Consider the following 14,444-nt stretch of genomic DNA (forward strand, 5'->3'; position numbering starts at 1 on the left):
ATATTTTTAAATTATCCTAAAAAAGGATATCTATAATCAGTTGGAGAAACAAAAGTTTCTTTGATTAATCTAGGAGAAACCCAACGTAATAAGTTTTGTGCAGAACCAGCTTTGTCGTTTGTTCCAGATGCTCTTGCTCCACCAAATGGTTGTTGTCCTACAACAGCTCCGGTTGGTTTATCGTTAATATAGAAATTACCAGCGCAGTTTTCTAATGCTTTTGTAGCTTCGGCAATAGCGTATCTATCTGTAGAGAAAATAGCTCCAGTTAAAGCGTATTCAGAAGTTCCGTCTACTAATTCTAATGTCTTAGCCCAGTCGGCATCTTCATAAATATAAATAGTAACTACAGGTCCGAATAATTCAGTACACATAGTAGTATATTTAGGGTTTTTTGCTAAAATAACAGTAGGTTCAATAAAATATCCTTTTGATTTATCGTAATTACCTCCAGCAATAATTTCAGCATCATTATCTGATTTAGCCTGATCAATATATTTAGCTAATTTGTCAAAAGATCCTTCATGAATTACAGCAGTGATAAAATTGCTCATGTCTTCTGGAGATCCCATTTTAAATGAAGCAATATCTTCTTTAACGTAATCTAAAACTTCGTTAGCAATAGATTTTGGTAAATAAACTCTAGAAGCAGCAGAGCATTTTTGTCCTTGGAATTCAAAAGCCCCACGAGAAATCCCAGTTGCAACTTGTTTTGGATTTGCAGAAGGGTGAGCTACAATAAAATCTTTACCGCCAGTTTCACCTACAATTCTTGGGTAAGTTTTGTATGTGTGGATGTTTTCTCCAATTTTTTTCCATAATTCTTTGAAAACAAAAGTAGATCCTGTAAAGTGTAAGCCAGCAAAATCTGGAGAAGATAATACAACCTCAGTAATTTCAACTGGATCACCATAAATTACATTAATAACTCCGTCAGGAACTCCAGCTTCTTTAAATATATCTACAATTACTTTTGCAGAAAATATTTGACTATCTGAAGGTTTCCATACTACAGTGTTACCCATCATAGCAGCAGAAGCAGGTAGATTTGCAGCAATAGCTGTGAAGTTAAAAGGGGTGATTGCGTATACAAAACCTTCTAATGGTCTGTATTCTACTCTGTTCCAAATTCCGTCGTCAGAATTTGGTTGTTCGTTGTAAATATCAGACATGTATTCTACGTTAAAACGTAAAAAATCTATTAATTCACATGCAGCATCAATTTCAGCTTGATGAATGGTTTTAGATTGGGCAATCATTGTTGCTGCATTAATTTTTGCACGGTAAGGCCCAGCAATTAACTCAGCAGCACGTAAAAAAATTGCAGCTCTTTGTTCCCATGGCATTTGAGCCCATTCTTTACGAGCTTCTAAAGCAGTGTCTATAGCTTTTTGCGCATGTGTTTTGTCTCCTATGTGGTATTGACCAACAACGTGTTGATGGTCATGTGGAGGGGTCATGTTTTTAGTGTTTCCTGTTCTAATTTCTTCACTCCCAATATACATTGGTACATCAATAGATCCATTGAAGTACTCTTTATATTGTGCAGATACGCTTTCTCTTTCTGGAGAACCAGGAATGTAAGCTTTTACAGGTTCGTTTACAGCTATAGGTACATTGAAAAATCCTTTTCCCATGGTTGTTTGTTTATTGAATTTATATATGATAATTTTGGTGTAACAAAGTTACAATTTTTAGATCTTTTTGTAATGATAGTTTTTATTATACTACTACAAAAGTGAATAATACGATTTTAAAAACGAATAATAAATGTGTACAGTTACTTACTTACCATTAGGGAATGATGATTTTATATTAACTTCTAATAGAGATGAAGATCCTAAAAGAGAAACTATAGAGCCTCGAAAATATGCCGAAGATAATGTGGATTTGTTTTATCCTAAAGATAAGTTCGCTGGTGGTACTTGGATTGGAGTTAGTGGGAAAGAAAGATTGATCTGTTTGTTAAATGGAGGTTTGGAAAATCATATAAAAAAAGATAAATACAGGTATAGTAGAGGGATTATTGTTAAAAGGTTGTTGAGTTCGGATAATGTTGTTAAAGATGTTGAAGATTATGATTTGTTAGAAATAGAGCCTTTTACAATTGTTTTGGTTGATTGGGGTGTTAATTTAGAATTGTATGAATTAATATGGACAGGAAAAGAAAAGTTTTTTGAAAAATTACCACAAAAACCACGAGTTTGGTCTAGTTCTACATTGTATAGTTCACAAATGAAAGCACAAAGGAAAGAATGGTTTGAAGATTGGTTAAGTGATAAGGAGGTTTTTAATCAAGTTGATATTTTGAATTTTCATCAAAACGAGCATTTAGGAGATACGACAACTTCAATAAAAATGAAAAGAAAAAATGTAGAAACAGTCTCAACAACTTCTGTATTAAAAAATAAAGAAACTGTTTCTTTGAAATATATTGATTATGTTTCTGAGGAGGTATCTCATGTGTTAATTAAGTAGAAATGTTATTAAGGTTAGAACAGACATTCCTAAACTTGCAAGCATCATAAAAGTTAAGTTTACAAAAAAGTACTTTATTAAAGTTTTAAAAAAACCTTGTTTATAAAACCTTTTCATTGCAATAAAAAGGTAAATCATAAAAATTAAAACTAGAATAGAAATTACTGTTGAGCCATTTGTTTCCATTTGTTCAGGTAATCCAATATCAAATAGTACAAACAAAATAAAAATGATAAAAAACACAGTTTGTATGTGGAAGATGAATACTAAATGTTCAACGTATGTAAATTTTCTTCTGATGTAAATTAGCTTAAAAAATAAAGCAAAGATTGGTAATAGTATAAAAAGAGCTACTGATGTTTTAGAGACTAAGTTGTCTATAAAAGATTTAACACCATCTTCATTGTTAATAAGAGAAGAGAATGTTTTTGCTTTAGAATATTTAAGACGGTTACTAAAGTTTTTTTCTACGTTTAAGCTGTCTAATGCTTCATCTGTAGATAATTTAGGGTTTTTAGTATTAAATTTTACGAAGTTATCAAAGCTATTGCCTTTTTTAATGCTATCGGTAGTGGAGCTAGAATCTTTTTTAATTCCATCTTTCATCCCGTTCTTCATTCCAGCTTGTAGGCCTTTTTTGAATCCTCTAAAATCTGTGTTTATGTATTGTTTTTTGCCTGTTTCAATTTCTTTTTTTATTGAATCGGAAACTTGTTTTACGGTTATTTTTTTCTCATTTTTTATATCTGTAGAAGATAATTCTCTATATTCCTTGATTGTATTATTTAAGCCGACAAGAAGAAAAAATAAAACAGAAGTGGTAAGATAAAAACGAAAAGGATTGCTGTATTTCACTCGCTTTCCTTCTATGTAATCTTTCGATACTCTTCCAGGTTTAAATAGTAAAGGTCTTAAGGTTCGCCAAAATTTAGCGTCCCAAGAAAAGAACCCTGCAAAAACCTCTTTAACAAAACTGCCAAAAGTTATTCTTTTATCTTTGTTTTTTTGTCCGCACACAGGACAAAATAGTTCATGTCCTTCGAATTCATAACCGCAATTTAAACAGTTAGTTTCGTTACTTTTAATTAGTTGTTTTTTTTTCGCCATTAATTAAGCGTCGGTGTCGTAGTTAGTTGAAAAGTTGGTATGTTTACTAAAAACTCTTCTTGAGTTTCGGTATTTATCATTTTGTATTTTCCTGTCATAGATCCTACAGAAGAAAGTAAAAAACAGTTAGATCTGTAATTGTATTCTTCGTTAGGTTTTATTATGGGCATCTGGCCAACAACTCCTTCTCCTTCTATGTATTCTTTATTGTTTAAAGCATCAAAAATAGTCCAAAAACGTTCAAGTAGTTGAACAGTTTCATTGGAATTATTTTTTATGGTAATAAAATAACTAAAGGCATAATGTTGCATGTATCCTCTGTAAATTGTACCGTTAAAAGCGGTTTTTACTGATATTTTAATTCCTTTCGTGACCTGTTGAAACATATATTAAATATAATGCTTTTTATTTACAATAGCAATTTCGTGCAAATTACCTGTTTTGATCAAAGTATCCAAGTCCAAGCCCAATTACTCTATCAAAAATACCACCAAAAGGTCTGTAATAAATTATAGCATTGTACACATTTTCTGTTTGAAAAAAAGATCCGTTAATTTCTGTAGGGTCTACTTTTCCATTAGAATCTACTGTGACATAAGTATAATTATAGAATCCCTGTTTTAAAAGGATTTTTGCTTCATAAATTCCTTTATCAAAATTATAGGTCATTTTATTTTCCTCTTCTAATTGAAAATCATTAAAAGCTCCGTACACGTAAACATCTTTATCATAAGGTTGGTATACTTCTAACGAAAAATGCATCATAGCATAATCGGCTTCTGAGGCTTCATCTTCTGCGTCTAAAGTTCTGATAGTAAATTGTCCGTTAATGTCTGGGTAATAAGTGTATGGCCTATCGTTTCTCTCGATATTTGTGTATAAGTAGTTGTGGAAAAGATCTCTTCTTTCTGTTTTTACAATATTTACATTAGTATTTCTTATGTATTTATTGTCAAAATTGAAATACTCATTTCCTCCCCAAAAATTAGTTTTTATGGTGTTGTTGTAAACTAGTTGATTGTTTCTGATAAAAAGAGGGGTTAAGTTAGTAACAGCAGTTTCCCATATGTTGTTTTGTAAAAGTTGAATTTTTACCTCTTGATTGGGGTTGTTAATGAATAAGTTTTCGTGATTTACAATAAATTGAACAGTTTGTTGGGTGTCTACAGTTTTTGTGTTTCTGCTTCTAATAACATTTACGCCTACAGTAGTTAAATCTTCATATAAAACAAATCTTCGCGTAAAAACAACTTCATCATAATCATTTAAAACAGATAATAGATAATTGCCGCTTTTTGTGATTGTGGTATTTTGATTTGGTATAGTTAATTTGTAATGAGTGTAATTTTGTAGCGTGTTAAATGAGTTTGTAACATCTATTATGTAATTTTGATCAAAGCCATTTATATATTGATTAGACTGAAGGTTGCTAGGCTTCCAGTCGTAAGTCATGTGTTGAATTTTATACTGATATTCTTTATTATCGGCTTCTAAGTCATCAAAAGATAATTCTAAAACAGAGCCTAATCTTGCAATTGGAACTGGGTTTTTATTTCCTCTAGGTTTTAGTTGTATGGTTTTAATTTCTTGACCTGCTGTATTAAAGCAGAAAAATAAAAATAGATTTAAAAAAACAATGATTTTTTTCATGCTTACAAAAATATCAAAATGTAAGCCAAAGAACAATCTTTTATTTAGAACAAGTATAAATAAGAGTGTGATTGTAAGATATACCACTAATTCACTACTTGGTCGATTTTAAAATAATTAAATTTGCGTGTTTTTTAAGAAAATCAAATACATTAGTTACTATGTCAAAAGACATCCGTATAAAAAAAGGGCTTGATATAAAGCTCGTTGGTGAGGCAAAGCAAGTAACTACCGAACTTCCATTAGGTAGTGTTTTTGCTGTAAGACCAGATGATTTTCACGGCGTTATCCCAAAAATTTTAGCAAAAGAAGGAACTGAAGTAAAGGCAGGTGAGGCACTTTTTTACGATAAAAGTGACGAGCGTATTTTATTTCCAAGTCCTGTAAGTGGTAAAGTGACAGAGGTTGTTCGTGGAGCTCGTAGAAAAGTTTTAGAGATAAAAATTACAACTAACGGAACGCAAGATCATAAAGACTTTGGTAAGGTAGATGTAGATGCAATGTCTGGTGAAGAGATAAAAAATCACCTGTTTGCTTCTGGATGCTGGCCTTTTATCAAACAACGTCCGTATGATGTTGTTGCTAATCCAAATCAAGCGCCAAAAGCAATCTTTGTGTCAGGGTATAACAGTGCGCCTTTAGCTGCAGATTATGATTATGTTTTAGAAGGTAAAGAGGCTGAATTAAACGCTGCTTTAACTGCGTTAACAAAATTAACTGAAGGTAAAGTTCATGTTTCTGTTGGTTCTGCTAAATCACCTCTAGCATCTGCTAAAGGAGTAGAGTTACATAATGTTAAAGGACCACATCCAGTAGGAAATGTAAGTACTCAAATTGCACAAGTTAATCCAATTAACAAAGGTGAGGTTGTATGGGTGGTTACTCCACAAGATTTAGTTGTAATAGGTGAGTTACTTTTAACAGGTAAGTTAAATATTACAAGAAAAGTTGCATTAACTGGTTCTAAAATAAACGAGCCTAAGTATGTTTCTGTAATCGCTGGAGCACAAATTTCTGATGTAGTAAAAGGAAACTTAAATAACGACAACACAAGAGTTATTAGTGGTAACGTTTTATCTGGTTTAGAAGTTAGCGAAGATGGATTTTTAGGTTTTTATGATAACCAAGTTACTGCTATTCCTGAAGGAGACGATTATGAATTTTTTGGTTGGAATAAACCAATATTTAATAAAATTTCTACTTCTAGAGCATTAACTTTCTCTTGGTTAACTCCTAAGAAAAAGTATGATTTAAATACTAATACTAACGGAGAACATAGAGCATTTGTAGTAACAGGAGCTTATGAGGAGGTTTTCCCGTTAGATATCTATCCGATGCAATTATTAAAAGCTTGTATGTACAAAGATCTTGATGAAATGGAAGGTCTAGGAGCTTATGAAGTTGCGCCAGAAGATTTTGCTTTAACAGAGTTTATTTGTGTATCAAAACAACCACATCAAAAGATTATTCGTGAAGGATTAGACTTGATGATGAAAGAATTAGGATAAGATTATGAGCTTAAAACAAAATTTACATAACTTAAAAGAAAAGTATAAAGGAAAAAAAATAGCACCACTATTTAATGGTTTCCATACTTTCTTATACTTGCCAAATGAGACTACTCACGGAGGAACTCACATTAAGGCAGCAGATGATTTAAAACGTACAATGAATACTGTAATCATGGCTTTAATCCCATGTTTATTATTCGGTATGTTAAATGCAGGTTACCAACATCACTTAGCTACTGGTGAAGTAGAAAGAGTTACAGGTTTTTTTAGTGGTAACTTTTGGAGTTTATCAAACTTATGGATAGGAGCAATTAAAGTATTACCACTTGTAATTGTATCTTATGTTGTAGGTTTAGCAATTGAATTCGTTTTCTGTATTATTAAAGGACACGAAATTGAAGAAGGTTATTTAGTAACAGGAATGTTAGTTCCGTTAATAGTACCAGTAGATTTACCATTATGGATGCTTGCGGTAGCAGTTGCTTTTGGAGTTGTTATTGGTAAAGAAGTATTTGGAGGAACTGGAATGAATATTTTAAACCCAGCGTTAACAATTCGTGCATTTTTATTCTTTGCATATCCAACTTGGATGTCTGGAGATAAAGTATGGGTTCACGATGCTGTAAATAGAGCAGGTACTGCAGATGCTATTTCTGGTGAAACTATTTTAGGTAGTTATGCACAAAATCAAGAAGTAGCATATTCAATGTTTGAGAAATTCTTCGGATTTATTCCAGGTTCTGTTGGAGAAACATCTACATTTTTAATCTTATTAGGAGCTGCATTCTTAATCTTTACGAAGATTGGTAGTTGGAGAATTATCGTTTCTACTTTCATTGGAGCTGCTGTAATGGGATTAATCTTTAATGCGGTTGCAAGTAATGGAATTATTGCAGATACAAGTAAGTTTTACGGATTAATGAGTGCTTCTTGGTATGATCATTTAATGATTGGAGGTTTAGCATTCGGAGCTGTATATATGGCAACAGACCCAGTAACGGCTTCACAAACTAATAAAGGAAAGTGGATTTATGGTTTCTTAATTGGTTTTATTTCGATTATGATTCGTGTATTCAATCCAGCTTACCCAGAAGGAGTATTCTTAGCGATTTTATTAATGAATGTATTTGCTCCAACAATCGATCATTACGTAGTGCAAGGTAATGTGAAGAAGAGATTAAAACGTGCTAAAGTTAAAACTGCTTAATTATGAGTAACAAGACAGATAGTAATTCATATACAGTACTATTCGCCATCGGAATGGTGTTAGTAGTAGGTGCGTTGTTGGCTTTTACAGCGTCATCGTTGCGTCCAATGATTGATGCTAATAAGAAAATAGAAAAACAACAAAACATCTTATACGCTATGGGTGTAAATGAAAACGAAGGAACTAGCGTAGCATTTATATCTAAAGATCAAGTAGAAGATGTATTTAAAAAGCATATCGAAAAGCAATTAGTTATTGAAGGAGATAAAATTTCTGAAAATAATGAAGCTTTCTTAATTGATATTAAAAAGGAACAAGCTGCTGCTAAAAGCGGTAAAGTAAGAAGATTACCATTGTTTATAGGTTCTAAAGATGGTAAAATGTCTTATATCGCTCCAATTAGAGGTAAAGGTCTTTGGGATGCGATTTGGGGATATGTTGCAATGGACAAAAATATGGTAGTTCAAGGAGTATTCTTCGATCATAAAGGAGAAACACCAGGTTTAGGAGCTAACATTAAGCAACGTTTCTTTATGGATGATTTTGCAGGAGAAGATTTAATGAGTAACGGTCAATTCAAAGGAATTGCAGTTTCTAAATCTAATGCAGATCCTAAGAATGAAGATAAAACTGATAATGAGGTAGATGCAATTGCAGGTGCTACAATTACTGGTGACGGTGTTGCAGCAATGATCAAGTCTGAGTTGAAATTGTACGTGCCTTACTTTAAAACATTAAAATAATATGGGACTTTTATCAAAGAAAGACGCAAAACTAATCACTGATCCGTTAGCGGATAATAACCCGATTACAATTCAGGTATTAGGTATTTGTTCTGCTTTAGCAATTACAGCAGAATTACAAGCTTCAATAGTAATGTCTATTTCTGTATTGTTTGTATTAGGAGTAGGTAACGTGGTAATCTCATTAATGAGAAATATTATTCCATCAAAAATTAGAATTATCGTACAGTTAATCGTAGTTGCTGCATTAGTAATTATTGTAGACCAAGTACTAAAAGCTTTTGCTTATGAGTTAAGTAAAACGCTATCGGTATTTGTTGGATTAATTATTACAAACTGTATTATTATGGGACGTTTCGAGGCATTTGCTTTAGGAAATGGACCATGGAGATCATTCTTAGATGGTATTGGAAATGCTTTAGGATATGCAGTAATCTTAATTATTGTAGGATTCTTTAGAGAGTTGTTAGGTTCTGGAACTTTATTAGGCTTCAAAGTTTTAGGAGATCCAATTGAAAAAACTGGTTTATATGCTATCGGTTACGAGAATAACGGATTTATGTTATTATCACCAATGGCTTTAATCGTAGTTGGAATCATTATTTGGGTACAACGTAGTAGAAATAAAGCATTAATCGAAGATTAGTCTAACACACATTAAAAGAAAAAATTATGTTAGAGTACATAGAATTATTTTTTAAGTCGATATTTATAGATAACATGGTATTTGCTACGTTCTTAGGAATGTGTTCTTACTTAGCAGTATCTAAAAAAGTATCAACAGCTGTAGGTTTAGGAGCAGCAGTTATTTTCGTATTAGCTGTAACGGTTCCTGTAAACTGGTTATTAGATCAATATTTATTACAACCAGGAGCTTTATCTTGGTTAGGTGAAGAATATGCAGGTTACGATTTAAGTTTCTTATCATTCATTATGTTTATCGCTACGATTGCAACTATGGTACAATTAGTAGAGATTATCGTTGAGAAATTTGCACCAGCATTATATAACTCTTTAGGTATTTTCTTACCATTAATCGCTGTAAACTGTGCGATTTTAGGAGGTTCTTTATTTATGCAGTCTCGTGAGATTCCAACTTTAGGATTATCTTTTGTTTACGGAATTGGTTCAGGAATCGGTTGGTTCTTAGCTATTTTAGCAATCGCTGCTATCCGTGAGAAAATCAGATATTCTCAAGTTCCAGGTCCATTAAGAGGATTGGGAATTACATTTATCATCACTGGTTTAATGGCTATCGGATTCATGAGTTTCGGTGGAATGTTAACTGGTGGAGATGATGCGCCAAAGAAAGAAGGAGCTACTACTAAAGCAGAAGTGAAGGTAGAGGTTAAAGAGGATGTAGATAAGAAAGCTGAAAAATTAGCAAATAACACTAAAGAAATTACAAAGTAATGATGTTTTTAGAAGTAAGTACAGGAGGAACAGTTGCAATAACCGTAGTCGCTTTTTTAGCAGTTACTTTGTTATTGGTAGCACTGTTATTATTTGTAAAGCAAAAATTAGCACCATCTGGTCCAGTTAAAATTACGATCAATGGTGAAAAAACTATCGAAGTACCATCAGGTGGAACGTTATTATCTACATTAGGTAATCAAAAGATTTTCTTACCATCTGCATGTGGTGGTGGTGGTTCTTGTGTCCAGTGTGAGTGTCATGTAAATTCTGGTGGAGGTGAAGCTTTACCAACAGAAACACCTCACTTTACGAGAAAAGAATTACAACACGGTATCCGTTTAGCTTGTCAGGTTAAGGTAAAGCAAGATATGGATATCTCTATTCCAGAAGAAATTTTTGGAATTAAGAAATGGGAGGCAGTTGTTGTAAGAAATTATAACGTAGCAACTTTTATTAAAGAATTTGTAGTTGAAATTCCTGAAGAAATGGACTACAAAGCGGGTGGATATATTCAGATAGAAATACCTCAATGTGAAGTAAAATATGAAGGTATGGATATTACTGCTCACCCAGATGATCATCCAGGTGAACCAGATAAATTCAAAGCAGATTGGGATAAATTTGGATTGTGGCCATTAGTAATGAAGAATGATGAGACTGTAGAAAGAGCATATTCTATGGCTTCTTACCCAGCAGAAGGAAGAGAAATTATGTTAAATGTTCGTATTGCAACTCCGCCATGGGATAGAGCTAAAAATGCATGGATGGATGTAAATCCTGGAGTAGCATCTTCTTATATTTTTAACCAAAAACCAGGTGATAAAGTAACGATTTCAGGACCTTATGGAGAATTCTTTATTAATGATTCTGAAGCAGAAATGTTATATGTAGGTGGTGGAGCTGGTATGGCACCAATGCGTTCTCACATTTATCATTTATTTAGAACTTTAAAAACTGGTAGAAAAGTAACATATTGGTATGGAGGTCGTTCTAAAGCAGAATTATTCTATATCCACTACTTTAGAGCATTAGAAAAAGATTTTCCAAACTTTAAGTTTTATTTAGCGTTATCTGAACCGTTAGAGAAAGATAACTGGAAAGTTAAAACAGATATTAACGATGAATCAGGTGACGGTTTTGTTGGTTTTATTCACCAAGTTGTAATAGATCAATATTTATCGAAACATGATAGTCCTGAAGATTTAGAATTATATTTCTGTGGACCACCATTAATGAACAAAGCAGTACAAAAAATGGGTGAAGATTTTGGTCTTGATGACGAAAATATCCGTTTTGATGACTTTGGAGGATAAGAAAAAATCACATACAATAAAAAAAACCAGCACGAATGCTGGTTTTTTTTTGTATTTAATACATAAATTTCTAAGAAAGCTATTTTTTTGTTTTTTTAATATCAATTTTAAAGGTCATACAGAAATTAGACTCTACCGTTAATTATGATGTTAAAAAGTGAAATTTGTACTTGATATAGCATCATTTATATAAAAAAGATAACGCTAAAGCTGAATGATATTAGTTACAAGCAGAGAAAATTAAAAAAAAGATGATCTAGTTAATAAAGTTGATGTTTTTAAAAAATAGGTTTGATTTATAGGAATTGTGAAAATTTTAATAAGAGTATGAAGTTTGGAATAGAGTCCAAAAAGCTTTATTATGATTTAAATAACACATTAAAAATAGCCGAGGCTATTCATAATTGAATAATAAATAAGCTGCTAGGCGATTATAAAACATCTGTAGTTATGTTTAAGAAGCACTATGATTAGCTTTATTCAAAAATGATAGTATTATTATCAGTACATCCTATAATGTATTATGAGGTAGCATATATAGGGTTAAAAAAATTGATTCTTCTTTTACTTTCTAACGTAAGGCTATTTCAATTTTCAAAGCAAAAAATGAAGAAAGAAAATGAAACGACTACAAGAGTAATAAAGCCTTAAAAATGCATTTAAAGTATTAAAAATTCAGATGATAAAATTAAGTGTTGCACCAGTATATTCAATTGTAGCTTCTAAGTGTTTTATGTAAAAAAACAGAATAAATCTTTACAATATAAACTGAAAGTTTGTTTTTTTCACTTCTAAATTTATCGATCAAAGTGATTGTGTTATTAAGAAACTCAAGTATAGACGAAATAATAGCTTTGAGGTATAGGATTAGAGGAGAAGTATAAATATCTGTAAGTCAATGATTAGTGTGTTTTATTCATGGTTTGTAAAAGTTTTGTCACTTTTTGTTACCATTAATTTCTTTGAAATTTGCTTACTTCTTATACATTTGTTTCTCAAATAGTTTTAAAACTACAGGGTAATTTCCCTATTTTAATAATCCCTAATTTAATTTGAATTAAATTGCCCAAATTTGTAGTATGCACCAGCAATATTATTGCTGGTTTTTTTTTGAAATTTGTTAAATGTTTAAGAAATATATCATAACAACTTTTTTGTTTGTAGCGTTTTAACTAATGCTCAGAACATAGATTCTACTTATTTAATAATCCGAAAAGATTTAGAAGGAATAAAAGAATATGATAATAAACTCAATTATTTAATTAAAAAAGGAGATTATTTTTTAGAAAAAGACTTAGATAAATCTATAATATATTTTAACGAAGCAAAAAGTTTAGTCTCAAATGAAGATTCTATTCAGCAAGCAAATATTTTACGATTCTTTGGTAGTATAGCTTATAGAAAAGGGAATTATACAGAAAGTTTAATGTATTTTATGAATGCAAAAAAAATATACAATAAACTACAAGATTCATTAAATGTTGCTGATTTATTTTTAAGAGAAGGTAGAGTACAAAAAAATTTGAATGAAAATAGAAGAGCTTTGCTAAGTTATAGAAAATCAGTTTCGTTAGCTTTGAAAATGAACGACTCTACATTGTTAGGTAGATGTTACACCAGTATGGGAGGATCTTTTAGGAGATTAAGACAAATAGATTCTTCATTATTTTATTATAATAAAGCCCTTACTATTTTTAAAAAAACTAATAACGAGCTTAGGTTAAGTAATGTAAACAATGATATGGCAATTCTTTATGCTTTTCAAAATCGTTATGATAAGTCATTAGAGGTTCATTTAAACAACATAGAATATATAAAAAACAATCATAGTAAAAGAAATGTAGCCATAACATATTTTAACATCGCGTATTCGTACTATAAATTAAAAGAATATGAAAAATCACTAAAGTACTTAGATTCTTCTGAAGCTATAGCTAAGAAAGATGGATTTAAATTTAGGTTATCTAAAGTGACAGATGTTAAAGGAAAAGTACTTTATCATTTAAAGCAATATGAAAAAGCATATCAGTACCAGGTTTTACACAAGAAATATTCTGATTCTATTTTTGATTTAAAAAAACAGAAGCAAATAAAAGAATTAGAGTTAAAAAGAGAGTTTGAAGTTAAAAAGAAAGATTTAGAAATATTAGCCAATAAAAAAGAATTAGAATTAAGATCATATGTTTTAATTGTAATTTTAATACTTTTTTTTACATTAATTATTGGTTTATTACTATGGCGAGATTATAAAACTAGAGCTAAAAGAATTAGAGATAAATTCGAAAAAGAAAAGTTAAAAAAAGAAATTTTATCACAGAAAATAAAAGTTTCAGAATCTGAATTAAAAAGTTTAATAGCAGATAATACAATGAGATTAGAGTTTATTAAACGTTTATCTAAACAAATTAAAGACGATAAAAATAAATCTACTTCAGATGATGTAAAGAATTATGCGAATGTGTTATTGCTAAAATTGCAAAATCAAATAGGAACAGAAAATAAGTTATCATCGTTACAAGATAAAATCAACGCAGTTAATCATGGTTTTGATCAAATTATTATTGATAAATTTCCAGAACTTACTAAAACAGAAAGAGAAGTCTGTACTTTTTTAAGGTTAAATTTGTCAATAAAAGAAATAGCATCAATTAGGAATTCAAGTATCGATTCGGTTAAATCATTACGCTATAGAATCCGTAAAAAAATGAAAGTGCCTAAAAATCAAGAATTAGAGAGGTTTATTCAAAGTTTATAGTGATTTGTCACTTTTTGTTACCTTAACTTTGTTTCGTTTTTTGAATTAAGAGGTTACTTTTGTAAAGTGAAGAGTTTTCAAAAACTACACGGGCGTGGTTTCCACCATTTAATAATCCCTAAATTAATTTGAATAAATTATCCCTAGATAAGTAGTTAATCTAAACCAGTAAATTTTTACTGGTTTTTTTATTGGAATAATATTGTGCTAAATTTAAAATATAAGAGAAAATTTTTGCTTTTAGGAATGCTTTTTTTCATGTTT

13 protein-coding genes are annotated in these 14,444 nt (G+C 30.9%); 9 read left to right on the forward strand and 4 right to left on the reverse strand.

Annotation, left to right across the window (positions count from 1 at the left end; all coding sequences use genetic code 11):
• Window positions 1–11: 11 nt before the first annotated feature.
• Window positions 12–1,637, reverse strand: coding sequence for an L-glutamate gamma-semialdehyde dehydrogenase (gene pruA / locus AC2TEO_RS12905; protein ID WP_442265227.1), 1,626 nt, complete (start codon window positions 1,635–1,637; stop codon window positions 12–14).
• A gap of 133 nt (window positions 1,638–1,770) precedes the next feature.
• Here pruA and AC2TEO_RS12910 point away from each other — a divergent pair, with 133 nt between their 5' ends.
• Window positions 1,771–2,478 (forward strand): NRDE family protein, encoded by a 708-nt coding sequence (locus tag AC2TEO_RS12910; RefSeq protein WP_442265228.1) that lies wholly within the window; start codon window positions 1,771–1,773, stop codon window positions 2,476–2,478.
• Here AC2TEO_RS12910 and AC2TEO_RS12915 read toward each other — a convergent pair.
• Genes AC2TEO_RS12915 through AC2TEO_RS12925 form a run of 3 tightly spaced genes read right to left on the reverse strand, consistent with a single transcriptional unit; the run spans window position 2,467 to window position 5,235 of the window.
• Window positions 2,467–3,585, reverse strand: coding sequence for a DUF3667 domain-containing protein (locus AC2TEO_RS12915; RefSeq protein WP_442265229.1), 1,119 nt, complete (start codon window positions 3,583–3,585; stop codon window positions 2,467–2,469). The two genes, AC2TEO_RS12910 and AC2TEO_RS12915, sit on opposite strands and share 12 nt — an antisense overlap.
• Window positions 3,585–3,971, reverse strand: a complete 387-nt coding sequence (gene apaG / locus AC2TEO_RS12920) for a Co2+/Mg2+ efflux facilitator ApaG/CorD (protein ID WP_442265230.1) — start codon at window positions 3,969–3,971, stop codon at window positions 3,585–3,587. The genes AC2TEO_RS12915 and apaG overlap by 1 nt, the downstream gene beginning before the upstream one ends.
• Window positions 3,972–4,017: 46 nt before the next feature.
• Entirely contained in the window at window positions 4,018–5,235 is a 1,218-nt protein-coding gene (locus AC2TEO_RS12925) for a type IX secretion system plug protein (RefSeq protein WP_442265231.1), read from the reverse strand.
• A 161-nt stretch (window positions 5,236–5,396) separates the two neighbouring features.
• Between AC2TEO_RS12925 and AC2TEO_RS12930 the strand changes: the two genes are divergently transcribed.
• The 8 genes from AC2TEO_RS12930 (at window position 5,397) to AC2TEO_RS12965 (ending at window position 14,180) form a co-directional block, all read left to right on the forward strand.
• On the forward strand, window positions 5,397–6,743 hold the full coding sequence (locus AC2TEO_RS12930) for a Na(+)-translocating NADH-quinone reductase subunit A (protein ID WP_442265232.1): 1,347 nt from the start codon (window positions 5,397–5,399) through the stop codon (window positions 6,741–6,743).
• Window positions 6,744–6,747: 4 nt separating this feature from the next.
• A complete protein-coding gene (locus tag AC2TEO_RS12935; protein ID WP_442265233.1) occupies window positions 6,748–7,953 on the forward strand; it encodes an NADH:ubiquinone reductase (Na(+)-transporting) subunit B in 1,206 nt (401 codons plus the stop codon).
• A 2-nt stretch (window positions 7,954–7,955) separates the two neighbouring features.
• Entirely contained in the window at window positions 7,956–8,696 is a 741-nt protein-coding gene (locus tag AC2TEO_RS12940; protein WP_442265234.1) for a Na(+)-translocating NADH-quinone reductase subunit C, read from the forward strand.
• 1 nt (window position 8,697) lies between these two features.
• Entirely contained in the window at window positions 8,698–9,342 is a 645-nt protein-coding gene (locus tag AC2TEO_RS12945; protein ID WP_095074484.1) for an NADH:ubiquinone reductase (Na(+)-transporting) subunit D, read from the forward strand.
• 26 nt (window positions 9,343–9,368) lie between these two features.
• On the forward strand, window positions 9,369–10,109 hold the full coding sequence (nqrE, locus tag AC2TEO_RS12950) for an NADH:ubiquinone reductase (Na(+)-transporting) subunit E (protein ID WP_299677412.1): 741 nt from the start codon (window positions 9,369–9,371) through the stop codon (window positions 10,107–10,109).
• Window positions 10,110–10,111: 2 nt separating this feature from the next.
• On the forward strand, window positions 10,112–11,425 hold the full coding sequence (nqrF, locus tag AC2TEO_RS12955; protein ID WP_442267766.1) for an NADH:ubiquinone reductase (Na(+)-transporting) subunit F: 1,314 nt from the start codon (window positions 10,112–10,114) through the stop codon (window positions 11,423–11,425).
• A gap of 486 nt (window positions 11,426–11,911) precedes the next feature.
• Entirely contained in the window at window positions 11,912–12,076 is a 165-nt protein-coding gene (locus AC2TEO_RS12960; RefSeq protein WP_442265235.1) for a hypothetical protein, read from the forward strand.
• A gap of 784 nt (window positions 12,077–12,860) precedes the next feature.
• Entirely contained in the window at window positions 12,861–14,180 is a 1,320-nt protein-coding gene (locus AC2TEO_RS12965; RefSeq protein WP_442265236.1) for a tetratricopeptide repeat protein, read from the forward strand.
• The last annotated feature ends 264 nt before the right edge of the window (window positions 14,181–14,444 follow it).

This window comes from Tenacibaculum aquaeponti (assembly GCF_057221555.1).

Bases quoted from the DNA above. Each gene is read 5' to 3' on its own strand.
- AC2TEO_RS12935 (WP_442265233.1), top strand. From the start codon at position 6,748: ATGAGCTTAAAACAAAATTTACATAACTTAAAAGAAAAGTATAAAGGA.
- nqrE (WP_299677412.1), top strand. From the start codon at position 9,369: ATGTTAGAGTACATAGAATTATTTTTTAAGTCGATATTTATAGATAAC.
- AC2TEO_RS12965 (WP_442265236.1), top strand. From the start codon at position 12,861: ATGAATGCAAAAAAAATATACAATAAACTACAAGATTCATTAAATGTT.
- AC2TEO_RS12930 (WP_442265232.1), top strand. From the start codon at position 5,397: ATGTCAAAAGACATCCGTATAAAAAAAGGGCTTGATATAAAGCTCGTT.
- AC2TEO_RS12910 (WP_442265228.1), top strand. From the start codon at position 1,771: ATGTGTACAGTTACTTACTTACCATTAGGGAATGATGATTTTATATTA.
- pruA (WP_442265227.1), bottom strand. From the start codon at position 1,637: ATGGGAAAAGGATTTTTCAATGTACCTATAGCTGTAAACGAACCTGTA.
- apaG (WP_442265230.1), bottom strand. From the start codon at position 3,971: ATGTTTCAACAGGTCACGAAAGGAATTAAAATATCAGTAAAAACCGCT.
- AC2TEO_RS12915 (WP_442265229.1), bottom strand. From the start codon at position 3,585: ATGGCGAAAAAAAAACAACTAATTAAAAGTAACGAAACTAACTGTTTA.
- AC2TEO_RS12945 (WP_095074484.1), top strand. From the start codon at position 8,698: ATGGGACTTTTATCAAAGAAAGACGCAAAACTAATCACTGATCCGTTA.
- AC2TEO_RS12925 (WP_442265231.1), bottom strand. From the start codon at position 5,235: ATGAAAAAAATCATTGTTTTTTTAAATCTATTTTTATTTTTCTGCTTT.
- AC2TEO_RS12960 (WP_442265235.1), top strand. From the start codon at position 11,912: ATGATAGTATTATTATCAGTACATCCTATAATGTATTATGAGGTAGCA.
- nqrF (WP_442267766.1), top strand. From the start codon at position 10,112: ATGTTTTTAGAAGTAAGTACAGGAGGAACAGTTGCAATAACCGTAGTC.
- AC2TEO_RS12940 (WP_442265234.1), top strand. From the start codon at position 7,956: ATGAGTAACAAGACAGATAGTAATTCATATACAGTACTATTCGCCATC.